At 61.4% G+C, this 26980-nt stretch carries 21 protein-coding genes; 5 read left to right on the forward strand and 16 right to left on the reverse strand.

Annotated features, from left to right (window positions below):
• Positions 1 to 66: 66 nt before the first annotated feature.
• From ET524_RS03930 to ET524_RS03970, 9 genes are all read right to left on the reverse strand, one after another.
• Complete coding sequence (locus ET524_RS03930) at positions 67 to 684, reverse strand: TM2 domain-containing protein (RefSeq protein ID WP_129423427.1); 618 nt, start codon at positions 682 to 684, stop codon at positions 67 to 69.
• Positions 685 to 828: 144 nt separating this feature from the next.
• The gene (locus tag ET524_RS03935) at positions 829 to 1713 is read right to left on the reverse strand and encodes a VTT domain-containing protein (protein ID WP_129423428.1); all 885 of its coding nucleotides are present in this window, start codon (positions 1711 to 1713) and stop codon (positions 829 to 831) included.
• Positions 1714 to 1734: 21 nt separating this feature from the next.
• Entirely contained in the window at positions 1735 to 2670 is a 936-nt protein-coding gene (locus ET524_RS03940) for a PRC-barrel domain-containing protein (RefSeq protein ID WP_129423429.1), read from the reverse strand.
• Positions 2671 to 2769: 99 nt separating this feature from the next.
• On the reverse strand, positions 2770 to 3273 hold the full coding sequence (locus ET524_RS03945) for a YtxH domain-containing protein (protein WP_129423430.1): 504 nt from the start codon (positions 3271 to 3273) through the stop codon (positions 2770 to 2772).
• A 266-nt stretch (positions 3274 to 3539) separates the two neighbouring features.
• Positions 3540 to 4532, reverse strand: coding sequence for a D-alanine--D-alanine ligase family protein (locus tag ET524_RS03950; RefSeq protein ID WP_201738651.1), 993 nt, complete (start codon positions 4530 to 4532; stop codon positions 3540 to 3542).
• 153 nt (positions 4533 to 4685) lie between these two features.
• Positions 4686 to 5195, reverse strand: a complete 510-nt coding sequence (locus tag ET524_RS03955) for a cyanophycin synthetase family protein (protein WP_201738652.1) — start codon at positions 5193 to 5195, stop codon at positions 4686 to 4688.
• Positions 5195 to 6817 carry a hypothetical protein gene (locus ET524_RS03960; protein ID WP_129423431.1) on the reverse strand — a complete coding sequence of 541 codons (1623 nt, stop codon included), beginning with the start codon at positions 6815 to 6817 and terminating at the stop codon, positions 5195 to 5197. Before ET524_RS03960 ends, ET524_RS03955 begins: the two co-directional genes overlap by 1 nt.
• A gap of 51 nt (positions 6818 to 6868) precedes the next feature.
• Positions 6869 to 8161 carry a serine--tRNA ligase gene (serS, locus tag ET524_RS03965; RefSeq protein WP_129423432.1) on the reverse strand — a complete coding sequence of 431 codons (1293 nt, stop codon included), beginning with the start codon at positions 8159 to 8161 and terminating at the stop codon, positions 6869 to 6871.
• Positions 8162 to 8290: 129 nt separating this feature from the next.
• On the reverse strand, positions 8291 to 9097 hold the full coding sequence (locus ET524_RS03970; RefSeq protein WP_129423433.1) for a M20 metallopeptidase family protein: 807 nt from the start codon (positions 9095 to 9097) through the stop codon (positions 8291 to 8293).
• 759 nt (positions 9098 to 9856) lie between these two features.
• On the opposite strand from ET524_RS03970, the gene ET524_RS03975 reads away from it, so the two are divergent.
• From ET524_RS03975 to ET524_RS12035, 3 genes are all read left to right on the forward strand, one after another.
• On the forward strand, positions 9857 to 12685 hold the full coding sequence (locus ET524_RS03975) for a molybdopterin-dependent oxidoreductase (protein ID WP_201738653.1): 2829 nt from the start codon (positions 9857 to 9859) through the stop codon (positions 12683 to 12685).
• 121 nt (positions 12686 to 12806) lie between these two features.
• Complete coding sequence (locus tag ET524_RS03980) at positions 12807 to 12995, forward strand: DUF6724 family protein (protein WP_129423435.1); 189 nt, start codon at positions 12807 to 12809, stop codon at positions 12993 to 12995.
• A 192-nt stretch (positions 12996 to 13187) separates the two neighbouring features.
• On the forward strand, positions 13188 to 13316 hold the full coding sequence (locus ET524_RS12035) for a hypothetical protein (RefSeq protein WP_269089545.1): 129 nt from the start codon (positions 13188 to 13190) through the stop codon (positions 13314 to 13316).
• 100 nt (positions 13317 to 13416) lie between these two features.
• On the opposite strand, the gene ET524_RS03985 is transcribed toward ET524_RS12035, so the two are convergent.
• Together ET524_RS03985 and ET524_RS03990 are read right to left on the reverse strand one after the other, a co-directional pair.
• Positions 13417 to 14313, reverse strand: a complete 897-nt coding sequence (locus ET524_RS03985) for an acetamidase/formamidase family protein (protein WP_129423436.1) — start codon at positions 14311 to 14313, stop codon at positions 13417 to 13419.
• A gap of 295 nt (positions 14314 to 14608) precedes the next feature.
• Positions 14609 to 16924, reverse strand: coding sequence for a serine/threonine-protein kinase (locus ET524_RS03990; protein ID WP_236648247.1), 2316 nt, complete (start codon positions 16922 to 16924; stop codon positions 14609 to 14611).
• Positions 16925 to 17025: 101 nt separating this feature from the next.
• Between ET524_RS03990 and ET524_RS03995 the strand changes: the two genes are divergently transcribed.
• A complete protein-coding gene (locus ET524_RS03995) occupies positions 17026 to 18390 on the forward strand; it encodes a DNA/RNA non-specific endonuclease (RefSeq protein WP_129423437.1) in 1365 nt (454 codons plus the stop codon).
• A 95-nt stretch (positions 18391 to 18485) separates the two neighbouring features.
• Positions 18486 to 19682: an ATP-binding protein gene (locus tag ET524_RS04000; RefSeq protein ID WP_129423438.1), complete on the forward strand. Its 1197-nt coding sequence runs from the start codon at positions 18486 to 18488 to the stop codon at positions 19680 to 19682.
• 423 nt (positions 19683 to 20105) lie between these two features.
• Here ET524_RS04000 and ET524_RS04005 read toward each other — a convergent pair whose 3' ends face one another.
• The 5 genes from ET524_RS04005 to ET524_RS04025 all read right to left on the reverse strand — a co-directional run bounded on the left by ET524_RS04005 (position 20106) and on the right by ET524_RS04025 (position 26976).
• Positions 20106 to 20804, reverse strand: a complete 699-nt coding sequence (locus tag ET524_RS04005) for an SOS response-associated peptidase family protein (protein WP_129423439.1) — start codon at positions 20802 to 20804, stop codon at positions 20106 to 20108.
• 14 nt (positions 20805 to 20818) lie between these two features.
• Positions 20819 to 22066: a DNA (cytosine-5-)-methyltransferase gene (gene dcm / locus ET524_RS04010; RefSeq protein ID WP_201738654.1), complete on the reverse strand. Its 1248-nt coding sequence runs from the start codon at positions 22064 to 22066 to the stop codon at positions 20819 to 20821.
• 163 nt (positions 22067 to 22229) lie between these two features.
• A complete protein-coding gene (locus tag ET524_RS04015; protein WP_161566602.1) occupies positions 22230 to 23723 on the reverse strand; it encodes a Sau3AI family type II restriction endonuclease in 1494 nt (497 codons plus the stop codon).
• A 986-nt stretch (positions 23724 to 24709) separates the two neighbouring features.
• A complete protein-coding gene (groL, locus tag ET524_RS04020) occupies positions 24710 to 26314 on the reverse strand; it encodes a chaperonin GroEL (RefSeq protein ID WP_129423441.1) in 1605 nt (534 codons plus the stop codon).
• A 128-nt stretch (positions 26315 to 26442) separates the two neighbouring features.
• Complete coding sequence (locus ET524_RS04025) at positions 26443 to 26976, reverse strand: LOG family protein (RefSeq protein ID WP_129423442.1); 534 nt, start codon at positions 26974 to 26976, stop codon at positions 26443 to 26445.
• Positions 26977 to 26980 lie beyond the last annotated feature (4 nt).

Consider the following 26980-nt stretch of genomic DNA (forward strand, 5'->3'; position numbering starts at 1 on the left):
CGGCCATACACGGAAAAAGCCCCGACCAACCCGGTAAGCGGCCACTCACCGGGGAAAGCCCGCCGCTTAAAACCACTCGCGTTTGTTGAGGACGTACATTTGCTCGAACTCGGTTTGAGATTTTGTGAGGTAGAAGATGCCCTCGACGATGGCGATGACCCAGATGGCCCACACCGCCACGGACAGCGTGACGATGCCGCCGAGCACCGACACGCCCAGCATGATGAACCCGGACGTGTTGTAGCCCAGATAGAACTTGTGCACGCCCAGCCATCCCAGGAAAATAGCCAAAAGACCTGCGGCAACGTGATCTTTTTCGCCGACCGTGGGGGCTACGTAGGGCTGCTGATATTGCTGCGCGTATGGGTTTTGCGGTGCGCCGTACGCACCCGGCTGCGGCTGCGCATAGGGCTGCTGCGCACCATAAGGTTGCTGTGTGCCGGTGGGCGTCTGACCAGGTTGCACGTAGGGCTGCGCGCCAGTGCCCTGACCAGGCTGCGTGTACGGCGGTTGCTGCTGTGCGGTGCCATACGGCTGCTGCGGCTGGGCTTCGACCTGCGGCGATGTCGCTTGCTCGCTTGCCATGCGCGCCCGCGCCGCGTCCAGACGCGCCTGCGCCGCACGCACTTCCGCTTCTGCCGCCGCAACCTCTTCGGCCGCGCTGCGATTGTTCATCGAGTCCATTGCGCTTCCCTCCGCAACTTACACCATCGGCACTTTCGCCAAACGCTTCTTATTACCTGCCAGCCTTATCGCCGCCGCAAAACCGTTCGCCAGCAAACGAATCCAACCGCCGCTGTGCCGGCGGTTAGCCCAACGACTCTCCCGCTACTTCTTCTTCGACAGCTTCTCAACTGCGCCGACAATCTGGTCGCGGAAAATCAGGCACACCACGGCCACCACGGCCAGCGCCGCGAAAGTGACGATGCTGCCCCACACGTTGCCGTCGACCAGGCCACTTGCCGCGTACGTGGAAATGAGGATGCCCGGAATGCGGCCGACGTTCGACAGCACCAAAAACGTGCGCATGCGCATGCTGGTCAGCGGCACCAGGTACGTGAAGATATCCTTCGGCATGGCGGGGATAAGGAACAGCACGAATACCGTCAGCTCAAGCTTACCCGATTTCTCAAAGCGCTCGAACTTGTCGAGCCATTTGTCCGACACCATGTCGCGCACGAACGGCGCACCCAAGCGATGCACCACCACGAACACGAACGCGCTTGACAGGATGCTGCCGATAAGGATGACCAAGCCGCCAACCCAGGGGCCGTACAGTATGCCGGCTGCCATTTGCGTGGCCTCGCCGGGGATGAATGCCACCACGATCTGCAGAAACTGCAGCGCCAGCAGAATGAGGAAGCCAAGCGGACCGGCGTTGCGCACGTCGTTGATGACCTCGTTGATGCCGCCGGGCTCGAACAGCGTGTGGATGTAGGGCCACAAAAGCCAGCCAAGCAGCCCGATTATGGCCACGAATGCCACCAGGCCGACGATCTTGAAGATATCGCCGCGGCGCACGGGCCTGCCGCGCAGTTCCGTTTCCTCGTTGGCTTTTGCGCGAATGACCTCTCTGCGCTCCTGCACGCGCTCTTTTCGTTCCTGGCGGCGACCGCCGCGTTCAGTTTGCTGCTTTGCGCGCTTCGTCCGCTTGCGGGAGCTTGCTGTTTGCTTCTTGCGCGATTGAGCGGCGATAGTTTTGTTGCGTTTCATAGCGCTCACTTCGCTTTCGGGTTAGTCGCCGTTGCGGGCCTTGTCGTACTCTTCCTTGAACGATGCGAACATGTTCTTCTTTTTGGGAGCAGCTTTCTTTTTGGCCGTTGACGTGGTCTTTTTCGTGCTGGAAGACGACGTTTTCTTCGTGGTGCCCGACGGTGCCACGGCCTTGTCGTACTCGCTCTTGAAGTCCTGGAACATGTGCTTGGACTTGCTGATCTGCTTGCCCGTGGCGTAGGCGCCCTTGTTCACGGCCTCGCCGGTTTTCTTCGCGGCGTTGCTGACGACGGGCTTGGCCTTGTCAACGGTGGTGTGCACCTTGTCCACGGCCACCGCAGTTGCGGCGCCGGCCGCCTCGGCCACGCCGCCTTCGCTGTTCAGGTCGGCAACTTCGTTCGACACCAACATGGCGCCCAGCTGCACCTCGTCGGTTTCGGTGCCTTCGTCGCCCATCTGTGCAAGCGCTGCGCCCACGCCGCGCTTGAAGCCGCGCACCATGTCCGCCGGAATGGTGCGCTTGCCCAGCAGCGTGTTGGACGCGGCGCCGTTATCGGTTTCGAACGATTTGACCGTGCCGGTGAGGCGATTGAAAGTGACGTTGCCCACGTAACCATAGGACTCGCCGTCTTGGGACATGACGGGCAGGCCAACCCACAACACGCAATCGTCCCAGTTCAGGCCCGCTTGCTTGCAGTACGCCTTGCCGCTGGTTGCCGCTTCGGGGCGAATGACGATGCGCCCGTCCACCAAGTCGTAGCCGTCGATGGGCACGAACAGGTCCGAGCGGTGGAACATCCACAGCAGGTCGGGACGCTTCACCACGAACCCGATGACGCGCTTCTCCTTCGGGTGGAACACGAAACGACGCACCTTGCCGATGCGCTTCGTGCCTTTCTTGCCGCCGATTACGCGCGTGCCGGTCAGCTCTTTTGTGGTGATGAGTTTGCTCGCCATGAGACTTTCTTTCCCCCGTACAGCACGAAACGGCGCGCCCTTTTGCACCCGGGTAGGTTGAGGACGCGTCGTTTCGTCATGATGATTGTGAAACGTGAACTATTCTTCTTCGGCCTTTTCCTCGGCTGCAGGTGCGGGCTCGGCGTCTGCCGCGGCCGCGGGCTCGGGCTCGACGGCCTCAGCGGCAACCTCGACCGGAGCCTCGGCTGCTTCGCCGGATTCCTCGGCGTTCTTGGCAACCTGGTTGGCAATACGCTGGCGAGCGGCTTCGATCTTCTCGCGCAGCTCGTCGTTGTCCTGCGTGAAGGACGGCTTCACCTTTGCGGCAACCTCCTGCACGCGAGCAGCCGCCTGACCAGCAACTTCCTGGCCGCGAGCCTGCACGTTGGACACGACTTCTTGACCGCGAGCAGCAACGTTTTGGTACGCATGCTGAGCGTTCGAGCCAGCATCAGCGCCGATGTTCTGCGCCTGGCCCCAAGCAGCGTTCACCTTTTCCGCAACCAGCGTGCGAGCTTCCTGACCCGTGCGGGGGGCGCACAGCAAAGCCACTGCAGCGCCAGCAACGCCGCCTGCCAGGAAAATACCGAGTTTGTTGCTCATAACGGCCTCCTTAAAGGTCCACGATTGAATATCGCTTTTCCGCTTATTATAGGTGCTCGCAACCGCTCGGCCGCTCAAATCGCAGCTTGACCAAAAATCAGTTGCCATTTCGTTAGGTTCGCGCGAAAGACGGGCTTAGAGCGCGCTTCACTTTTTGCGGAAATCGACGAAATTATGCCAGGAGCCTTTGCGTGAAAAATGCCGCGCTGCTGGATGCTGCACGGCATGTTCTTGGAATCTCTGGATTGATTGAAGCGCGGAAGGGCTTATGCGTCGAGGGCGCTTTCGGCCAGTTCGTTAAGCAGGTTGGGCAGCGTGAGGCCGGCGGCTTTTGCCGCTTGGGCGAACGGGGCTTCGGCGGCGAAGTTGGGGTTCGCGGTGGCCTCGAGGATGATGGCCTGGGCGCCGTCCCAGATCAGGTCGATGCAGCCGCAGTCGCGCATGCCGAGCGCGCGGTAGACCTCCAGCACAGCGCGCTCGATTTCGGCGCGGATGGCCTGGGCGTCCGGCTCGCTGGGGGACAAAGACGCGTTGCGCACGGGCGTATGGAGCTCCACGGCGCCGGCGGTTGCGCGCGCGGCGGCGTCGTACCAGCCGGCGTTCGGCACAATCTCCACCGGCGGCAGCGCGAACGCATTCCAGCCCGTGCCGATAACGGGAACGGTCAGTTCGACGCCTTCGACCCACTGCTGCACCAGCGCGCGGTCGGCAAGCTTCAGGGCCTCGTGCAGCGCCTCGGAAAGCTGCTCGGCGTTCTCCACGCGGCAAACGCCTTGGGCGGCGCTGGCGCTTGCAGGTTTCACGCACAGAGGATAGCCGCTTGAAATACGGCTTTCTACCTGGGACAACACCGCTTCGGCACCCCATGCTTCGAACGCGCGGCGCGACAGCGTCAGCGACTGTGCCGTAACCGCGGTGGTCACGTCTTCCGTAAGGTTGTGGTACGCCTGCAGCGCTTCGGCAAGGCCCGCCTTGTCGTAGGCGCGGCGGCACACGGCCGCGCTGCTGCCCACGCATGGCACGTTGGCAGCTTCAAGGGCGTCCTGGATGTCGCCGGATTCGCCGTCCGCTCCGCGCAGGCAGTTGATGGCCACATCGGGCTGGGAACGCAGCAGCGTGTCCACCAGGCCGCCGTCAACCATAACAAGTTCCGGCTCGTGTTCTGCTTCTTTCAGCGCTGCGATGACGTCGTTCGCCGCGGCCACCGAACGCTCCGATTCGAACGTTCCCCCAGCTAGCACTGCGATTTTCAAACCCATGGCGGTCTCCTTTCGATCCGCTTTCGAAGTTCTATCTTTGTGTTGCACGTTTTGTGTACAACGTAGTGGTACTCATGCCGCAAGCGAGCTGGCTTGCGAAAGCCGGCTGCTGGACGAGGGCGACGGGTACTTGCTCCCCGTTCGGCAGACGGCTTATTCCGCGCCGCGCAGCGTTTCGTTCAAGAACGCCACCGCATCGCGAAACGCCCGCAGCGCAACCTGATCGTCGGCGAACGACACATCGATGCGCGCAAGACCGGCGCGCTCATCGGCCCATTCGCTGGTACCGACAATCGGCCGCTCGCGCGGGGTGGGCTCCGCTTGAGCGGCCGAGCCCGCGTACGCGTCAGTGCGCGAAGCGGTGGGCGCAACGCTGCGCGATGCCGTGCCCACCCTTGCATGCTGCGCAATCTGCGAGCGAACCTGCAGGTCAACCACCAGGTGTTCCAGCAGATGCGGCAGCGGCGTGCAATCCATCACGGCGGCGAACATGGCGCCGCGCTCGTTCACGCACGCATGTTGCGGCAGCGTCGGGAACGCCGGCAACACGCGCCGCATCAAGCTTGCAGACGTCACGCGCGGTGCGTCGGCAAACGACACCAGGCACACCAGATGGCCGCGATGCACCTCCATGCGCGTGACGCGAACAGGGTCGACAGCCACTACAGCGACCCGCTTTTCAACTGTTCGAGCGTTACCGCGTTGCTGCCGGCCGAATCGATACCGCCTTCCGCAACCGCGCCTTGGAACGAGCTCTCGCCCGATGTGCTGGAGTCCTGAGCGCTATCCGATTGAGGATCGGCTTTTTCGCCAGCGGAAACGCCTGCCAAGCTATCGGCAGAAGACGCATCGGCCTCTGCGTCCACACCCGCGTCCGCAGCGGCGGAGCCGTCAGCCACGGCGTCGGATTCCGCGTCCGCACTGTTGTCGCTTGCGCTTTTCGCCTGGTCAGCGCCAGAAGCGCTTGTCGGAGCGGTGGCGCCTTGCGTTTGCGTGCGGTCGAGCACCGTCACGCCATCAACCACAGCCTCTCGCTCGATCTCTTGGCCTTGCATACTGCGAATGGCCTGATCCAGCTGCCACACAATGTCGCTGAACAGGTTGCCCCAGAACGAGAAATCGTTGCCATCGGTGATGACCAGCTCCGAGCGATCAACGGAAAACCGGTAGCGACCATGGCCTTCCATCTGGCCAAACGTGAACGTGATGGTTTTCGCGCCCGTGTCCAGCGTGTAATTGTAGGCAACGTCGTCCGTCAGGTGAATCTTCTCGCCATCCACGGTGACGATTGATGTTGTACCGTTTGCGTACCACATTCCCTGGAAATCGGCCGCGTCGTCATAGCGAAGCCAGCGCCCCCACGAGAACACCGACACTACAACCACAATGATCGCAAGCACCGCCAGCGCCAAGCCCAAAGGCCAGCTCATATGGAATGCAGGCACCTTGCGCTTTCGGGTCGCAGCGGCATCCGCAGCCTCGGGGTCGGCGGCAGCGTTCGCGTCGGCGCCATCCGCGGCGCCAGCCGCAAACCCGCGCGCGCCGCCCGCGCGACGACGCCTGCTGACTCCAGCGCCAAACGAACCCGTTGATCCCACGGCATCTTCTTCGCCAGCGCGCGCAGCATTCGAGTTGCTGCCCGGCTCTTCCTGGTGCGCCAATTTGCGCTGCCGACGTTCCAGTCGACGTTTGGCCGCATCGGCCGCAAGCGATGCGCGCGCTGCATCCTCAGCAGATTTCGCGTCGACGGTAGAGACTTTCCCTTCAAGCTGTTGCGCCTGGTCAGACGCAGCTTTATCAGCCTTTGCAACCGAGAATCGCTTCGGTTTGCGCGTTTTCGGCTGCCCGCTGGCGCCCGAAACGCTCGGCCGCTTTCCGTCCGAAGACGCGTTCGCGGCCTCAGAACCGGCAGCCCCCGCGCCGGTCGAAGAGCCCGCTAGCGGCGTGCGCGCCTTCGTAGGCTTCGCCGCACCGCCCGCCGCCGGCGCATCGGCACCCGCTGACGTCGACTGCCCCGCGCCGTTCGCCGCTTGATTCTGCTTCAGACGCGATGAGCTTTGCGGCATAGCGATGCGCCGCTTGGGCTTGCTCGGTTTCGCCGGCTGCGCCGCGCTCGCGGCCGCCGCGCCAGCGCCCTTCGCTGACTGCGCGTCCGCTTCCTTCGCGTCCGCCTCGGGACGCACCTGTCCATGGGCAACCGTTTTGCCCTTAACGGAAGGGCGCGCCGGTTTGGCCGGCGCGCCCTGAACGTTATTCTGCTTCGGTGGCTTTCGCTTCGTTACCACGTGCAAAATACCTTATCTACGTGCGGTTTTCCTACGCTTGCTGCGCGTTTCCTACGCCTGGTCGCCGATGACCTCGACGCCGCCCATATAGGGCACCAGCACTTCGGGCACCTTGATGGTGCCATCGGCCTGCTGGTAGTTCTCCATGATGGCGGCCATGGTGCGACCAACCGCCAGGCCGGAGCCGTTGAGCGTGTGAACGTAGCGCGTGCCCTTGAAGTTCTCAGGGTCGCGGTACTTGATGTTCGCGCGGCGCGCCTGGAAGTCGACGCAGTTCGAGCAGGAGCTGATCTCCTTGTAGGCGCCGTAGCTGGGCAGCCACACCTCCAGGTCGTACGTCTTGGCGGCGGAGAATCCGATGTCGCCGGTGCACAGGCTGATCACGCGATACGGCAGGCCCAGCAGCTGCAGGATGTTCTCGGCATCGTTGACCATGGACTCCAGCTCGTCGTAGCTTTCTTCGGGCTTGGCGTACTTCACCATTTCCACCTTGTCGAACTGGTGCACGCGGATAAGGCCGCGCGTGTCGCGACCGGCGCTGCCGGCCTCTTCGCGGAAGCACGGCGTGTAAGCGCAGTAATGAAGCGGCAGGTCAGCGGCATCAAGCACCTCGCCGGCGTGAATGTTGGTCAGCTGCACCTCGGCCGTGGGGATAAGGTAGAGGCCCTCGCGGGTCTTGAACAGGTCGTCCTCGAACTTCGGCAGCTGGCCCGTGCCCGTAAGCGTGTTGGAGTTGGCCATGGCCGGGCACCACCACTCGGTGTAGCCGCGGGAAGAATGCGTGTCGGCCATGAAGTTGATGATGGCGCGCTCGAGGCGGGCAGCCTGGCCGCGCAGCAGCACGAAGCGGCTGGCAGCAAGCTTGACCGCACGCTCGGGCTCAAGCAGGTGCAGGTCAGCGCCCAGATCCCAGTGCGGTTTCATGGTGATGCCCTCGGCCTCGAAGTCGCGCGGGGTGCCCCAGCGGCGCACCTCGGGGTTGTCGTTTTCGTCGTCGCCCACCGGCGTGGTGTCGGCCGGCATGTTCGGCGTGTGCAGCAGGATATCGTGCAGCTCGGAGTCGGCGGCTTCGCGCTTTGCGGACACCTCGGCCAGCTGGTCGTTGATCTGGCGCACGCGCTCCTTGGCGGCCTCGGCCTCTTCCTTGTTGCCGGCGGCCATCATCTGGCCGATGCTTTTGGACGTGGCGTTGCGCTCAGCCTGCAGGGCCTCTTCCTCGGTGATGGCGGCACGACGGGCTTCGTCAAGTTCGGAGAAGCGCGACGCGTCCCATGAAGCATGACGATTCTTCATCGCCTCGGCGACGGCTTCTTGGTTTTCGCGAACGAACTTTAGGTCTAGCATTGCGCGCTCTCCTTCTATAAATCGGTTCTCGTAGAGCAGTTGAACCAGTATAGCGCAGCAAACGCGCGGGCGGCGCAACCGATGCAACGCCTTCACGGGAGCGGCACGCCCACATCCGCGGGGGCGCGATTATCGACTGTGGTTTGCTAGCCAGTTCAGAGCGCTGGCGGCGTAGATGGTGGCGGCTTGGGGCAGGTAGTCCTCGTTGAAGCGCACGCGCGGGGTATGGTGGCCGAACGGGCCATTGGCCTCCGAAACCGTGTCCAGGACTCCGCGCTCACCAGGCGCAACAGCGGACGAAGCGGAGAATATTTCCTGACAGCATGCCGACTTGCCCGCAGCAAGATGGCCATTCGCCATGCAATCAGCGGCGAACCTCGCTTCGCCGTCAATTCGGGCGCCGAGCACGAAGTAGGCGGTGGGGACGCGTTGGGCAACGATGGCGAAGTCCTCCGAGCCCATCGCGTGCAGGCCGCCCACTGGGTTCGCGTTGGGGATGGCGGCAGTTGCGGCCGCCAGGCATTCGCGCACCAAGGCGTCGTCGTTACGCAGTTCGGGGACGTCGGTGAGCGTTTCCACCCGGGCCGTTGCGCGATACGTTGCTGCCACCGCCGGCGCGATCTGCGCGATGCGCTCGACCAAAAATGCCCGCTGATCAGGGTCGAACGCGCGCAGCGTGCCCTCCATGACCGCCTGCTCGGGGATGACGTTCGCCGCGTCGCCCGCCTGAAACTTGCCGATGGTCAGCACCGCCTCGGCGAACGGCGACTTTTCGCGCGACATCAGCGTCTCCAACGCCTCGTGGATTTTGATGGCCACCACGATAGGGTCGACGCAATTCTCGGGCGTGGAGCCGTGCCCGCCTTTGCCCGTCACCGTGATGCGGAACCCATACACCGACGCCATGGTCACGCCGCCGAAACGCACCGTGCCCACGGTCCACCGCTAGCTCCTTCCATGTCGTCATTCCGACTTCCCAACTTTCGCTTCGAGGTCCTCTTTGTCCCAAACTCGCTCGAATTTGGGACTTAATTCCAGCGTGCCTTATAACAGTGAAAATGATTTCGCATTTCCCCAGTTCACAGCCTTGCTGTTTTCGTGATAGCTCGCAAGCTTTCAACAAGTCCCAAACTCGAGCGAGTTTGGGCTCGCACCCTTACGGCAAGCCAGCGCTCAATCGTACGCGCCACCACGCAATCACCTTCCAACCGCCTCAGCCGGAACCGCCGCCAGGAAATCGCCTTCCAAACGCCTCAGCCGGAGCCGCGCGTAACCAAAAATCGCTCATGTATGTGATTTGTTGCCGACCAACCGAGTAGTCGGCAAAATCGCTTTTTGTTTCCCCAGGTCACAAGGTTGCGCTTTCCTCTATTACTCGGTAACCACTCAGCAAATCACATACATGAGCGATTTTTGTGGTAACCCTGCCGTCTGATGGAAGATTTTGAGGCGCAAGCAACTCCGCCAGCGAGCATACAAGATAATGGGAGCATGAAAGCGATTTCGAACATAGCAAACCACATCTTTCGTCACACGCCACCAACGTTTCGCACGCAAGATAGTAGCGGCGGCAATGGCCTAATCCGCGAAAACCAAGACCGGCTGGAAGCCTTAGAAGGAACCAGCTCATCTGCGCCAAAAAGCGCCTCATCCAGGGCGGTGCCGAGCGCCGAGCCATCACCCCGTGCAATCTCGATGGCGCAAAAGACCACGTCGCGGGCGTTTTGCGCTATCGATTGTCCGGGGCGTTGTCCGTTGGTGCTTGAGTTGCGCGACGGGGAACTTGCGCGCGTGCGCGCCAACAAGGCCGCGCCCGCGTGCCATCGCGGCCTGTCCATGCGCGCCTGGGCGAACAGCCCCGATCGCCTTATGTGGCCGATGCGCCGCGTCGGGCCGCGCGGGTCGGCGCAATTCGAGCGCATCACCTGGGACGAAGCGCTTGACACCGTAGCCCGCGAGTTGGCACGCGTGCGCTGCGAGTTTGGCAACGACGCCATCTACCTGGCGTACAGCACGGGTCAATCGTGCACCACGGCCGACCCGTTCGAGCGCCTGCTCAACTGCTTCGGCGGCTTTCTCGACCGCTACAACAATTACTCGAACCCACAGATCAACGCCATGGTGCGCGCTCTGTACGGCGAAGGCGCGCTTTACCCCGGCGGCAGCGACCTTGATGCGGCGGCCGATGCGAATCTGCTGCTTGTTTTCGGCGCTTCACCTGCGGAAACGGGAACCGGTCGCGCCACATGGCATGGCGCCTGGGACCGCGTATGCAAGCGAATGGCCGCGCGCGGCGGACGCATCGTGATGGTCGACCCGCGCCGCAACGGTTCCATCCGCGAAGCCGAGCAGGCGTTTGGCCGCGAAGCAGCGGAAAATAGTTTAGCCGCAGCGCGCCAATCAGCCGAAACACCGACTTCTACGAATGATGCTTTGCGTTCAAGCTCCCACGAAACCAGCCCTCTCGATCAAAGTTGCCCATCCGATAAGCAATCGAAAAGCTCGGTAGCGGAGCACAACCGCGAAGCCCCGCCCAATGCCAACGTCACATGGCTGCCCGTCAACCCTGGCACCGACGGGGCGCTGGTTGCGGCACTTTTGCACGAGCTGACGTTTACGCACAACGCGCTGGCCTGGGATTTCCTGCGCGAATGCTGCATCGGCTTCACTGACGACACGCTGCCTGCGCGCTGGCGCGGCAAGGGGCTTTCCGTCCTTGATTACCTGCAGGGCACCGGGTACGACCGCGTGGCGAAAACGCCTGCGTGGGCCGCGCGCATCACCGGCGCAAGCGAAACGGCCATCCGCGACCTTGCGCGCGAACTGGCGCGCACGCAACCCACGTTCATCATGCAAGGCTGGGGGCCGCAGCGTCGCAGCAACGGCGAGATGACCAGCGGCATGATCATGCTGTTGGCGCTGGCGCTTGGCCAGGTGGGACTTCCGGGAACGAACAACGGCATGAACGTCGCGTGGGGTGGCGGGTTTCTTACGCATGTTTCCGCAGGTCGCAATAGCGTTCCCTTCCGCATTCCCGCCTATCGGTTCCTGGACGCCATCGAGGACGGCACGCGCCTGGGCGTCGCCGAAGGCGTGCGCGGGCTTGCGGCCGACCAGCGGCTGGCCCACGGCATCAAGGCCATCGTGTGCCACGGCGGCAACTGCCTGACGAACCAGCATGGCGACGTCAACCGCGCGCATCGCGTGCTGGCCGACACGAGCGCGTGCGAGTTCATCGTGAACATTGACGTGGAGTTCACCGACTCGGCGCGCTATGCCGACATCGTGCTGCCCGACCTGTTCCGCATGGAGCAGGTCAGCGTCATGGACGCGGACACATGGGGCCGGCGCATCGTTGCCGCCGATGGCGCGCTTGGGCCGCGCTTCGAGCGCCGCGGCGCATGGGATATGTGCTGCGACCTGGCGAAACGATGGGGCATCGAAGCCACGTTCGCCGAAGGGCTCACGGAAGCGGAGTGGATCCGCGAACTGCACGAAACCGATCGCGAACGCACCGCGCAAGCCAGCAGGCGGCTGGCGCCCGAGAAAAAGCGCCTGACACCCGAAGGTACGCAAGCCGACAGCGAGCAAACCGATAGCGCTCAAACGCTTGGCGCACAACCCGCATGCCAAGCGCAGAAAACCCGCGACGACCACGCCGCAGAAAACACGCCCGTCAGCACCTTGCCTCCATTCGAGCATCTGCTTGAACAGGGCGTTTGCTTCCGCAAAGACGCAGCGGACGCGCCGTTCGTGGCGCTAGCCGACTGGCGATGCGACCCCGTAGCGCACCCGCTGGACACACCTTCAGGCAAAGCGGAAATCTTCAGCGAGCACCTGGCCGCCGTTGCCGAGTCGCTGCACGGCACGCCCGACGAAGGCGCCATCACGCCCATTCCTACCTACGTGCCCGAATGGAGCGCGGCGGAATTCGGCGTAGACGAGCCCGAAGGCAAGTGCGAAAGAGGCGACCAACCGGCATCTGAAGGCGAACTCGCAAAAGCGCTCAAGCCAAACGCGGGTCAAAACGCCCGCAACTCTGCCAACCCAGCAAGCACAGCAGTGCCGCGCGCCTGCGAACAGGCGCTTCGCGTGTTTGGGTTCCATAGCGTTGCGCGCATTCACTCGTCGTGGGGCAACGTGTTCGCCATGCCGAAGCGGCCGCCGCAGGTCATCTCCATCAACCCCACGGACGCCGCCGCGCGCGGCATCCGCACAGGCGACCTGGTAGAAGCCACCAACCGCTTCGGCGCGCTGCGCCTGCCCGCCGAAGTCACCGACGACGTGATCGCCGGCACCGTCATCATGCCCCAAGGCGCCTGGTGGAAGGTCGATTCCGCAGCGTTCGCAACAAAGGCCTCAAGCAACCAAACGCGAAAGAGGACCGCCAGTGGCGCCGTAGCCGCCAGCCCCCGTCCCGTCGATGTTGGCGGCTGCATCAACACGCTCACGTCAAGCCGCCCCTCGCCGCTAGCGTTCGGCAACCCCCAGCACACCTGTTGGTGCCGTCTTCGGAGCGTGTAGCCAGTTTGCGAAGCGTGGTTGTTCTTCGTTTGCGCCGCGGTTTCGCGGCAAGTGGTGTAGTATACTTTGGCTTTGTAAATCGCGCCTGCGGGCGCAGTCGCATAAAACCGTGAGGATCAGCATGGATTGGGTCGGCCTTTACCATTTTCTTTTCGAAACGTACGCCGGAATCGGCGCTATGGTTGGTGCAGGCATCGTCATCAGCCTTATCGCATGCGTCATCATGGAGCGTCGCACGCGCAAAACGTTCGTCGACCGTCCGAAGGGCGAGGACGATTGGTCGTTCTTCGACGACGATGATAACGAGTAGCATCTCACGTTAATCCACGGCGGCCACTCACTCACACGATTTGCCGCCATAGCAGCGCCGACGTCGCCAAACGTCGGCGCTTTTCTTTTGTAGAGGACTGTTTCACGTGCGCTTTTGATGCGCCATATTCGGTATAGCGGGGTCGTTCAGAAGGGGAGATCCGTTCCCGCCTATGCCTATGGAGGCACGCCCATGGATGAGAAGAAACCCGCAGAGCCGCAGGAAATCTGCCGCGAAGAATTCATGAAGCGCCTGCGCCCCGAGTACCGCAAGAGGCAAGGCGAAAAGTGCCAGGCAGCAAGCCGGCGCCAAGCGCGCTAGAAACGAATAGGGGACGAGCGACAGCTCGTCCCCTTCTCGCCAACGCCCGAAGGGCGCGTCACTGTTCTCCAATTCCAACGCCCGAAGGGCGCGCACTCCCTTACAGCTTGAAGCCGATGGAATCTAGGACGTACTTCGGCACCATGAAGCGGACGGTCTTTTGCGGGTCGACCATCTGACACACTTCCACGTCGGCAACCAGCGACAGCAGCATGACCAGGTCGGCCTCCGTTTCATTGGTGCGCGACGCCAGCAGGTCCACCATCTGCTGAACGGCCAGGTCAGCGGCCGCATCCAGCGAGTCAGCCGACACGATGATGCCCAGATGCGTGTCGTTTTCGATCAGCGGGTTCACCAGCGAAAGCTCGGGCATGGCCGTCAGCGTGACGGTGGCATGGCCCGCAACTTCGGCGCCGGAAACGCTGATTTCGCCGTCGCCCATGGCCGCGTGCATGTCGCCGCAGCCGAACAGCGCGCCGTCAACGGCCACGGGGAAGTACAGCGTGGCGCCCGTGGTGATGGCCGTGTTGTCCATGTTGCCGCCGTGCGTGCCCGGCGTGCCGCAGTTCACCGGCTCGCCCGCCGGCGCCACGCCGATGACGCCGATCATGGGGCGCAGCGGAATGCTCAGGCGCTCGTCCCACACCAGCGTGTTGCCCTGCACCTTGCAGTAATGCGTGGCCCAGTCCTCGAAGCGGTCGCCACACGGGCCTTCGTCCTTGCCCGTGCACGAGCACGTCTGCTCGTCGAACTCGATGTTGTCGATGTGCACCTTCAGCGCACCGCCGGCCACGGCGCCCTCGACGAAGATGGGGCCGGTCGCCGGGTTCACGGCATCCCAATCCAGGTCATCCATCTTGTCCTGCGGGCCGGTCAGCTGGTTGCTGAAGCAGTCCTTCGTACGGATGCGCACCGTTTCGCCAGACGGCACGGTCAGCACCGGCTCCAGGTCGCGGTCGAAGAAGAACAGCGTTTTGTCGTCGTTCAGCTCAATCATCAGGTTCCCCATTCGTTCGTTTTCGCCATCCCCCTCGGGCATGGCGCTTGCCACATCTCACGCCGTGGCCGCGTTTTTGTTGTTATGCGCGATTGTGAAATCGCAGGTCAGCAAGCAGTTTGCGAAGTTAGCGCAGCGGAATAGCGAATCTCACCCAGCAAAGCAAGTTTCACGTGCGCAGCATTGCGCGCCGCGCCAGCCCGTGCGCGCGCCAGGCAAGCCCACAAGTTTCCGCCCAGCGAACCGCCGCCGCACCGCAGCTTCGGGCACCCCGGTCGCAAGCCATTGCGTTTCGCTATTCGTCGTCTTCGTCATAATACTCGGGATCGGGCAGAAGATAGCTGGCAAACAGCATGATTGCCGCCGAAACCGCCAGCGAGGCGATGTCGAAGGCCGAAGGCGTCCAAGGCGCTTGTGCGGAAAGCGAAGCCGCCGCCAAAGCCAGACCGCCCGCCATAGCCGCCGTACCGGCCAGCGTGCCGAACGCCGCGAACAGCCGCGTGGGACGCCAGCGCAGCAGCGCGCAAACGCCCGCCGCCACAACCCAGCTTGCCACCACCGCCCACGTGCCCGGCTGCGAAAGCAGTGCCACCATGCGGTCGGAAACCACTTCGCCAGCGAACGCACCTGTGGAGAAATGCCAGGTCACAAGCATGTTCCAGCCGAACAGCGAGCCGCTTCCCAGGCCAGCGAGCAGCAGCGCGCACATCGCCTGGAACGCCGCCGTTATCATGGCGGGCACTGGACGCAGACAGAACCCAGCAGCCAGCGGGGCCAGCGGGCCCAAGCTCACCGCGCCTGCAAGCGGCGCCGCCAGCACGGCGTTCGCCAACGCATCGTCCGTGCGCCCGAGGTACCACCACCATACGCCCGCCGCAACCAGCAGCACGCAACCCGCCGCCGGGATGCCGCACGCGATGAGCATGCCCGAAAACGCCAGCAGCCCCAGCAGCGCACCCAGGTGCGGACGAAGCACTCCTGCAAGCGTGAACAGGCAAAACAGTCCCCAGAACAGAGGATTGTCGAAGCCCGACGCTTGCGGGATGTTCGCGAACGACACGAACGCCAGCACCGCCGAGCCCGCCGCGCCGCACCCGTGCGACGCCACGCGCAAAAGCATCGGCGTGATGCGGTCGCGCAGCGAAATGCGTGGGGCGCGGGGCGCAGGCGCAGGCGCCTCGTCCTCCGCCGGCCCCTGCACGATTTCGGCCAGCGCCGCGCGACCCTGCGCCGCGTCGCCCAAAAGCGGCGCGAGCTCTTCGGCGAAGTCGCGCACCGACTCGTAGCGCTCGTCGCGTTCGGGGTCCAGCGCGTAGAAGATCACGTCGTCGGCCGCTTCGTCCAGGTCGTCCCAGCACAGCGACGGCAGCACCAGCTCGCCGTCCTCGATCGCCTCCTGCGCTTGGAACAGGTCGGGCGCGAAAAACGGGTTTTCGCCGGCCAGCATCTCGTACGTCACCGACGCAAGCGCCCACTCGTCGCAACGCGCGTCCAGGTTTTCCTGCCGCATCTGCTCAAGCGGCATGTAGCCGATGGTACCGCCGCCAGCCGGGCCGAACCCCGAGGCGTCGGCCAACGTGGCCAGGCCGAAGTCGGTCACTTTCACCTGGCCAGCGTGGTTGATCAGGATGTTGTCGGGTTTGATGTCCAGGTGCAGCACGCCGTTTTCGTGAGCAACCTCAAGCGCGTGCGCCACGCCATCGAACACGGCGGCCACGATGTCAAGCGTCAGCTCGGCGTCGTGATTGTGCAGCAGCTCCGTCAGCGTCATGCCCTCGACGTACTCCATGATCAGATACGCCGTGGAATCCTGGATTTCGAAGTCGTACACCGCCACGATGTTCGGGTCGGAAAGCATGGCGGCTGTACGCGCCTCGTCAAGCCCGGGAATGCGCGACAGCGTGCGCACCAACGGCTCGTCGTCGGCAGCCTGCGTGAGGCTGACGGATACGCTTGGCGCAGGAATGGACGCACGAACTGCGGAAACGCGAGCGGCTTCTTCGCCGGAAACATCCGCTTGCGCCTGCGCTTCGGCCTGCGCCATGGCCCGACTGGTTGCGTTGAACAGCCAGGCTTCGGCAGCGTCTTCGTCCTGCGCGCGCGAGGTGCCCGCAACCAGCGCACGGTCGGAAGCCACGCTGCCTACCGCAAGCAGGCTGTCGCCCGCTGCAACCGGCGCGGCCTCCGCATCGCTTTCCCCGCCCGCTTCGCCGCACGCTTCCGGCAAATCTTCCCAAGGCGGAATATCTTGTGGGTCGACGGCAGCTTGCGCGCGAGATGCAGCAGCCGAGTCCGCAACGCCAGCGCCCATCAACGACGCGTCCGCTCCCGATGCTCCGGCGCAGCCCGCGCTGCCAGGCTCGGCACCGGACGACGTCCCGTGCATCGCAGAGCCATAACTTCTCGCTTCGTCTTCCTCATCAGGCAAAACGATAGCATCGGCACCCGGAAGCGCCGCGCGTTCAAGCTCGGCTTCGGAAAGCGGGATGCACTTTATGGCCACCTTGCGCTGGATACGCGTGTCCCACGCCACCTGCACGGTGGCGAATCCGCCGGCCCCCGCTTTCCCCAGGGGCTTGTATCGATTCAGTATGAGCTGCTTTTTCGTCATGCACACATTATATTGGCCCGGTCGATTCGGCCTATCCCCGCGCGGCGCATTTGGCTACAATCTTCGCGACCTACACAGCAACCCCCGCGAAAGGAAGCCTCGTGCAGCCTTCGAACCACCTCGACTTCACCGAGCGCGCCGCTCGTTCGACCAGCGCGAATCAAGATAGTCCCGAAAACCTGCCCGCCCGGAATCAGTCGGCCGACTTCGCCAACCCCGGCGCCAAGCCCAAATGTGCCAACGCATTCGTAAGCCTTTCCGCCAATGGCAAGCTGAAGTCGCGCAGCAACCGCAGCCTTGCCGGCCACGCCCACGCATGCAGCGCCAACCAGGCCGCTGTCCCGAAAACGCGCATCGTTTCGGCGTTTGCTGCATTGTTGCTTGCGCTCGCGCTGGCATTCTCGGGCTTCGGTTGCGCAGGCATCGCCGCACCCGACGGCGCAAGCACTGGCGGCAACGCGCCCGCCACCAGCCAGCCGCAGGACAACGGCGAGGTCGACAGCGCCACCGATTCCGCGCGTGCAACTATCGCCGACATCCCGGCGTATTCGGGCGCCTTGTGCATCAACATCAACGGCGGCGTGCCCGGATTCACGACGCAAGACGAAGCCCGCGGCGCGTTTATGCAGTTCAGCGAGCTGGATTTCGAGGGCCGCTGCGGCGAGGCGTTCGCGCGCATCGACACCGACACCGTTTCCAACGACAAGCGCGGCGACATCTCGTCGGTTCACCCAAGCGGCTGGGTGCAGCGCAAGTACAGCTTCGTGGACGACGGCATGCTGTACAACCGCTGCCACCTGATTGCCCATCAGCTGTGCGGCGAAGACGCCAACGAACGCAACCTCATCACCGGCACGCGCACGTTCAACGTGATAGGCATGCTGTATTACGAGGAGCTGGTGGGCGACTACGTGCGCGCAACCGGTAACCACGTGCTGTACCGCGTCACGCCGCTGTTCGCCGCAAACGACCTGGTGGCGCGCGGGGTGCAGATGGAGGCGAAGTCCATCGAGGACAACGGCGAGGCCGTGCAGTTCAACGTGTTCGTGTACAACGTGGAACCCGGCGTGGCCATCGATTACGTGACCGGCGAAAGCCAGGAGTCGGCCGACACGCCCGCCGTTGCCAGCAAAGGCGAGGACACCATCACCACCGCGGCCGCCGCGCGCGCCGCCCAAGCTGCGGGCGAAAGCGGGGCGAGCAGCTCCACCGGCAACGCGGGCGAATCGAACGGCGCGAGCGCATCGGGTTCCAGCAGCGGCTCGACCAGCGCAAATGCCAGCGACACTGCCAGTTCGTCCGCCGAGCAGCACGACTACATCCTGAACGCGAAGAACAAGAAGTTCCACCTGCCCACGTGCTCGGCAGTCAACGACATCGCCGCTGCAAACCGCCAAGACTTCACCGGCGCCCGCGACGAGCTCATCGCGAAAGGCTACTCCCCCTGCGGCATCTGCAAACCATAGAACAAACCGCGCCGTACTGAGTATTTTTACTCATTGTACTGAGTAAAAATACTCAGTACAATGAGTAAAAATACTCAACACACCTAGGAGCGCCCATGTTTGAACGCAATCAAGTCAGCACGCTTGTTTCCCGCCTTGCCGAAAGCAACAACCCCTTGTTGGAAGTAGTCGTGGGACCGCGCCAAACCGGCAAAAGCACCATTCTCGCCCAAGCGCTCGCAAAACTTAGCGTTCCTACTACGTTTATAAGCGCCGATGACGCCATCGTCCCCTCAACAGATTGGCTGCAAACAGAATGGCAGCAGGCCAGAAACGCCACAGCCGGAGGCGCGCATCCGGCGGTACTTGCGATCGACGAAATTCAAAAGGTTCCGCATTGGTCCGCCGCGGTCAAAGCTCTTTACGATGCCGACCGGCGCAATGCAGTACCGCTGCGAATCGTGCTCAGCGGCTCATCGTCGTTGCTTCTTCACAAAGGCTTGGAAGACTCGCTTATGGGACGCTTCGAGCTCATCCGTTCGCCGCATTGGAGCCTTGCCGAATGCGCGGAAGCTTTCGGTTTCACGCTTGACGACTTCCTCTATTTCGGAGGTTATCCGGGTGCAGCGCGTTTCACCGATGACGAAGCCCGCTGGAGCTCCTATGTTCGCGACGCCATCATCGAGCCAACCATATCGCAAGACGTGCTGTCGCTCGGAGACATCAGAAAGCCAGCTTTGATGAAATCCCTGTTCAAACTGGGTGCCATCTACTCTTCCCAGGAACTTTCGTACACGAAAATGCTTGGGCAGCTGCAAGATGCGGGCAACACGGTGACAATTGCGCACTATCTTGACCTTTTGGGAAAGGCGGGAATGCTGTGCGGCCTGCAAAAATACGACGACAAAGAGCTATCACGCAGAAAAAGCTCTCCGCGTTTGATGGTGTACGACACTTCGCTTATGACCGCCACGTCCGACAAAAGCAAAACTGCATTCGAAACGCAACGTGACTTGCGAGGACACCTGGTGGAATCGGCAGTCGGGGCCCGTCTACTTGCGCGCGCGCCGGAAGAGGGCTTCACCGTTTCATGGTGGCGCGAAGGCAACAACGAGGTTGATTTCGTGTTGGCGAAAGGAACGGCGCTAGCGGCAATTGAAGTGAAAAGCGGGCACGAAACCGCCCAAAGCGGCATGGCCGAGTTCCTGAAGAAGCATCCAGAAGCAAAGCGAATCATCGTCGGCGGCGGCTCAGCAGGCGCCTGCAGCATCGAAAGCTTCCTTCGCGATGAAGTGCCGCTGTTTTACGAATAGACCCATTCACCTGGCAAAATCTCAATTACTCACTATACTGAGTATTTTTACTCAGTATAGTGAGTAAAATTGTTTTCAGGCTCATGCACAACGCGGCCCCGCTTCCCGTCAGCAGGCTTTTCGCCAACCGCGCGCGCATCCTCCTGCATCGCAAACCACTTCCCGTCAATCGATTTCGCTCACGGCAGCCAACCATAGCCTCGCCGATGCCGTAAACAGCCGCAACCACCCAAAAGTCGCAAAATCGTTGACTTTTGCCCCTGCCAGGGTGCAAAAGTGGCAGAACCATACCGTTTTCGGTATAGTTCTGCCACCCCGGAAGCAAGACAAGCCGTTTGCTCGGTCACGTTATCGTGCTTTTCCTTACGCGGGCGCCGCTATCGAATGGGCGAATCGGCTCATTGCCGAAATCGATTCGCATCGCTAGAACAGCGACGTTTGCTCAAACGGGGAATCGTGTTGCGGCGCGGCCGGTTGCACAGGGCGCGAGATCAACGCCACGTCGCTGCGATTCGCCAACCTATGCCAGCCGTTCGCGAAATCGGACCACGGCGCACGCAGCCACCACACAGCCTCTTGCGGGCTCAACACCAACGGCATGCGGTCATGAACAGGTGAAACGACCGCGTTCGGGCTGGTGGTCACCACGGAAAAGCAAGTTTCGTCCCGCACGCCCGCAAGCAGCAGCGGTACCTCGTTTTCGGCGCCGAAACGATACCGACGCTTGATGTTCCGGCCCGTTTTCGGACTGCGAACCGTCTCCGTCGCATGCGTTTCGAAGAAGCCGCGCGCGGGCACCACGCAGCGCCCGCGCGATATCGGCCCCGCCCACATGCCAGGGTTCGGCCCCATCGCTTTCTCCAAGCGCGTGTTATACACCGGGCGTTGCGACCACTCAGCAGCAAATCCCCAGGTCAAACACAAAGTGGAAAGCACACCGCGCGAATCGGCAACAACCACGTCAACCGCAGACCCCGGAGCAGCATCCGTTGGCACCGCGCCAGCAGCCCCAACCAAGCGAGCAGGCCAATCGGGCATCACGTTAACAGGCGAGACCGCCTCAAGCACGCGAACAACGTCCGCAACCTCGTCCCAACCCAAAACTTCAAAGCGCCCACACACCGCAAACCCTCGCTTTAATCAGCGTTTGCTTCGCGCGCAATCTCAACGCCGATGCGGTGAGGCACGTCAACGACCAGGGCATTTCCCATGCAGAAGGCACGGCGACCATCGCTCATGCCCGTATTGGTCCAACCCTTCGGGAAGCCTTGCAGCTGGTCGAGTTCGTCGGGAACCAAACGACGATACTTGCCATCAATCTCAACGACATGCTTGAAACGAGAAGCGCCAATGCCGCCTTCACCCGTCAGAATCGTGCGAGACGGCTTCTCAAGTGAATCCGGGAAAGCCATCGATCCTTCCGAGTAGAAATACTTGAAGCCCGTCTTCTTATTGACGCGCTCTTCACGCTTGCCGCCCTTGAGGTACTTCCACGATTCAAGTTTCTCATCAGGAATGTAAAACTCAGCAGGCACTTCCCCCTCGGGAACCAGCACATTGCCAAGCGCACCAAGTTTGCCCTCGTACTTTTCAGCCGCGTCAAACGTCAAGACTTTGAAGTCCTGCATAACGCCAACCGAGCAAAAAGGCGATTTCTTGCCTGCAAGGTCAAAGTGCTGAGTGATGTCGTAGGGGTCGTGCTGAATCTCAAACTCCGAAATCGAATCCGGCTCCGCGACGGGGAACGCACGCGCCATCACGCCCTCGCGAGCACGCGCAGCCAAATCCCAATTGCTGCTCGTGAGTTCAGCAAAAACGTACACACGCTTGCGGCGCTGGTCAAAACCGTACTCGCCGCTGTTCACCACATGCCATTCAACCGAATATCCCAGGTCAGCCATGCAAGAAAGGATAATTGCGAAATCGCGGCCACGCTGCGTTGCAGGGCTTTTCAGCAGACGGTCCACATTCTCAAGTAAAACGTACTTCGGTTCCTTCAGATGCAAAAACCGATAGATATCCCACCAAAGCACGCCCTTCTTGCCCTCGATGCCTCGAGCGGCAGACAGCGGTTTCGCAACGCTATAGTCCTGGCAGGGGAAGCCGCCGACCACCATGTCGACATCTGGAATGTCAATCTCGCCAGCCTCGTAGTCGTCCAGCACCTTATTGATGTCTTCGTTTACGCAACTGCCTTCGCCAAAATGCTGCTCGTAGCAGCGCCAGGCGAACTGCTTGCCATCCGTTCCCGGCGGCTCCCATTGGTTCGCCCAAATCGTCTCAAAAGGACCGGCAGCGGGCATATCGAGCTCAGGATGATCGGCATTTCGGTAGCCCTCAAGGCCCAGGCGAAACCCGCCAACGCCAGCAAACAGCTCGGCCACCTTAATCGTCATATTTCCCATCCTTTGCCTGATAAAAAGAAGCCGGCCGCTAGGCCTGCGCAAAAATCGAACCTATCCAGGATCGATAATCTTGCCCCAAAAGTCAACTCTCTGCATCTGGTTCTTTTATCAAAATCCGCAACTGGTCCCCAACGAATCGCACTCACGAATCCGCCGCGTCAGATTCATCCGTCTTTACCACTTTATAGATGTAGCTGTTATTCAGCCAGAAGCTCTGCTTCGTCATCATCCGGCCATCAGGAAGCGGATAAGCGTCTCTTTCGACATCGCCCAATTCCGTTCCGTCAGCAAACCGATACGCAGATTTAGTTGCATGCGGGCGCACATGAGCAACGGCATTGTCTTCCGCCCCCGGCAAATTGTTCTTAACCCTAATGCTTCCGTCTCTCTGCCTTGTTACATCAAGATAGACACCTTCTTCAACAACCTTTTTCGTTGCCTGCCAACAATCATGAACAGGGCCGTCCAGATCCATCGTTGGCATAGACCAGAACAACGCGTCTTCCAAACGCGCGCAGCCATCTTCTTTCCTGAACACCACAAAGAAGAATCTTGTCTGCTCCAGATATTCAAATAGCGACGAGCCTTCCCAGTCTTCCTCTACCAAGTCAAGGAATTTGAACGTATCTAGCGATAAGTTTTCCTTTATCCCGCCCCTTGTTTCAAGGCGAACGGTTCGCACCGAGATATTTGCCTTCTCGAACTCCTGAGCCTTCTCACCTCTAACGCCGAGCATGGCGTACGACAAACTTGACCATTGCCGTTTATTGCCCTTGTATTCCAATCCAAACTCTTCGCAAAGTTCGCGATCGGTCTTTCCAAAATGGGGCTTGATCAGGGACAACACGTAATCTTCGAACGTCTGAGTTGCAGGAGCATCGCCCTTGACAATGCAATCAAGATCTTCGCTCTCATTCATTAGGTAGTGGTGCAGCACGTAATCCATGTATTGGCGCTTGAGACAAAACGCGCGCTTCTTCGCCTTTGGACCACCTGGCGCATAATATTGGTCAACCCAGCTTTTGGCCGCTGTCGGCCCTTTCGTGCAAGCACCCAAATAGACAGTCAAGCTTTCACTGAGCCGGTCCGCTTTTCCTTCTTGGACCAGCGATGCAATCTTGCGATAGTCATCGCGAATGATTTTCAAGTCATTCTCTGGGATTTCGAACAATTTCGCATAGCGAATTTGCTGCCGATAAGGATCAATCGCCTTGTCGCGATGGTAATACACCAGCATCATCTGCTTACACTTTCGTGCAACAACAGCGTCATCGAATTCCGATTGTATAGGCTCATCGTAGGGAATCATCGAGACAACAAGCCGCTCACCAGCGGAATAATCGCCGTTTTTCTTCTTATCGAAGCACGAGACTTTCAGTTCAACGCCGGCCTCGGGAAAGTCCGCATCGTGGTCGCTATTTGCTTTATAACCGAAAAAGCGCTCTTCAACGAGCGTGCCCATTCCACCTTTGTATTGGCGGTTATCGTAATCGCGCGTTGCTCCATCCGGCGGATAAATTCCCATATCCAGGATGTCTTGGAATGTCTTCCCTTCGAGAACCGAAGCGCGCGAGGCAATGGCCTCAGGAGTTGAATAATCACCGCAAACTGACGTGCTAGGATTCGAAATCCCCATCTCTATCTCCGCTCGCTTAAACTCGCAACCACACATGCCGCACCCATCGTATCAAACAAGCACGAACGCTTCCGCAAGCACAAACAAGGCCGAGTTCTCTCCGGAACCTTTTCGCAAGCGAACGGCGAGCGAATCCCAAATGCGGCCGCGCGTCGAAATGTTCCTGCTCCGCAGCCAAGCGAACTAACGTTGTCTGGCCCGGGCTGGTCCCAGTAACCGCGCCAATCGGGGATGAGATGTGCAGCAATCACTTAGCTCCGGGCGCATGGATTGCGGCAAACGTTTGATTCCGATGCGCACGGATTCCGTTTTCGCGGGATGTGGGAACGTTTTCATTCCCACATCCCGCGAAAACAGCACCAGACGGCCCTCCGCGGTTCCCATTTCTCCGGTTTCTGCACCCCGCACGACAGCCCGCGCCTCATCCAAAGACAAAAGCGTTCCCACTTCTCCCGAAAACGGAATTCCTCCCGCCCCGTTCATCCCACTTCGCCAAATTACGGAACCCACGCTTGGCGCGGCAGACAGTAAGCCAAGCATGATGTCACGACAGCGTTTGCGAGGCACAGGCTTTAGCCTGCTCGAGAAAACGCAACATTGCCCATCGTGCTTCTCAACCATTTCCGACCAATCGTTTCCAGCCCCCGTTTGCTGCCCCATTTTCCCTATCTATCAAATTTGCTAGACGTATCTATCGTTTTTGATAGCTGTATCTAGCAAAAATTGGAAGGTTCTTTATTCGTGTACAGACGTTAGCCCCAACGCTTCCTTACACCTCTTTATATGTTTTAGAAAAACGTATAAAGAAGCAAGGCGTTCCTTGGTTGCAACTTATACGTTTTGGCGAAACGTATAAGTTGCAGCACGCCCATCAAGGCGGCCGGCGGCCTTAGTCGCCGCTTTTCGCGCGAAAAAAGGGAGGCCCGCTTTCGCGAACCTCCCTATTCTGATAGCTATCGGGCAGGCAACAACCTGTGCGGTTGCGGCTATTTCTCTTCCGCTTCCTCGTCCTTCTTGTCGGCTTCGGTGATGCTGCAGTTCGTGATGAGGATCAGCCCCGCCACGGATGCGGCGGCCTGCAGAGCCGTCACCGTTACCTTCGCCGGATCGGCAACGCCCATGGAAATCATGTTGCCGTACTTGCCGGTTTCGCAATCCAGGCCATAGCCCGGCTCGGCCTCAAGCGCCTTGGCCACCTCAACATCGCCGTTGTAGCCGGCGTTGCTGCACAGCGCGCGCATGGGCTCTTCGAGCGCCTTGCGCAGGATGTCCACGCCGAACTTCTCTTCGTCGCTGGCAACTTCCACCTGGTCAAGCGCCTTGGACGCCTGGATAAGCGCCACGCCGCCGCCAGCCAGAAGGCCCTGGCTTGCCGCGGAACGCGTTGCGCGCAGTGCGTCCTGGATGCGGCTACGCATCTCGTTCATCTCGGACTCGGTGGCCGCGCCCACGCTCATGACGGCGATGCCGCCGGACAGCTTCGCCAGGCGCTCGCGCATAACGTCAAGCTCGTAATCGGAATGCGGGCGCTTCAGCTCGTTGCGAATAGCCTCGCAGCGCTGGTCGATGGCTTCCTGCTTGCCTTTACCGCCGATGATGAGCGTGCGGTCCTTCGTAATCTGCACGCTTGCAGCGCGACCGAGCATGCTCTTCTTCGCATCGGCCAAGGTCAGGCCGCGGTCGGGCGTGATAACCTCGCCGCCCGTCAGGATGGCCATGTCCTCCAGCTCGGCCTTGCGGCGCTCTTCGGCGCCCGGCGCCACCACGGCGGCGCTGATAAGCGTGCCGCGCTGGCGGTTCATCAACAGCGAGTTCAACGATTCGCCGCGCACGTCGTCGGCCACGATCAGCAGCGGATGGCCCGTCTGCATGACCTCCTCAAGCACCGGCACAACGTCCTTGAAGTTGTCGGCCAGGCGCTGGTCGGTGATAAAGATGTACGGCTGCTCGAGTTCGCCGGTCATCTTGCCCATGTCATCGGCCATATACGGCGAAATGAAGCCGCGGTCGAACAGCATGCCCTTCTTCACGTCCAGGCTGATGCCGAACTTCGTGGACTTCTCAACGGAGATGACGCCGTCCTGCCCGATCTCGTCGAGCGCCTCGGCGATGGTGTTGCCGATTTCCGGGTCGCCCGAGGACACGGTGGCGATTTCGGCCATCTGCTCGCGCGTGGTGACCTGCGTGGCGGACTTCAGCAGCGCATCGGACGCAACGTCGGCGGCCTTCTGGATGCCGCGGCGCAACGCCAACGGGTCATTGCCGGCGGTAACGTAGCGCACGCCCTCGCGCACGATGGCGTCGGCCAGAAGCGTTGCCGTGGACGTGCCGTCGCCGGCCTCGTTGTTGGCGGCAGTGGCGGCCTCGCGCACCACCTGCAGACCCATCTTCTCCACGCGATCGCGCGAACCGACGTGCGCGGCAACCGTAGCGCCGTCGTTCGACACGTACGGATGACGCTCGCCTTCCTTCGTGACGCCGACGTAGCGGCCCTTCGGACCGATGGTCACGCGAACCGTGTCGGCCAGCTTCGCCACGCCAGCCGCAAGTTTCTCGCGGGTTTCGTTATCGTACGAAATTTCTTTAGCCATGCTAAGAGCCCCTTCCTTGAGCACGCGCACAACAAAATATGCTACCTACGAAAGTTAGCACTCTTTGGCCTCGAGTGCTAGCCACAGCAGCCTATTAGTCAGAAAAGGGAAGCGTTTCGTTACCTTATTTATCCTTCCAGCCACTCCACAAGAGGTTCGGGGGCGTTGAATACTTCGCAATCGCGACGCCAGTCAGTGGAGTTGAGGCCCGTTTCGCATGCGCGGTCGAGCATTTCCACCATTGGATCGAAGTACCCGCCCACGTTCAGAATGGCGCTTTTCGCATCGAGCTCGCCCGCCTTCACCTGCGACACGACCACGAAGAACTCGTCGAACGTGCCCAGACCGCCCGGCATGGTCACGAACGCGTCCGCCAGCTCGATCATGCGCGTTTTGCGCGTGGCCAGGTCAGATTCGCAAATGAGCTCTTCACACGGGAAGATGTCGCGGCCCTTCTGGTTCAGGCCCTCGGTGACCACGCCGATAACGTTGCCGCCCTCGGCTGCAACGCCGTGCGCCACCGCGCCCATCAGCCCCACGTCGTAGCCGCCGAACACCATGCCGTGGCCGTGTTTCGCCAGCGTGCGCCCCAGCTCGAACGCCGCGTCCACGTACACCGCGTCCAGATTCAAGCTCGACGAGCCGAACACGCAAACCCTCATGGCA

It is taken from the genome of Senegalimassilia faecalis (genome assembly GCF_004135645.1).
Taxonomy (GTDB): domain Bacteria; phylum Actinomycetota; class Coriobacteriia; order Coriobacteriales; family Eggerthellaceae; genus Senegalimassilia; species Senegalimassilia faecalis.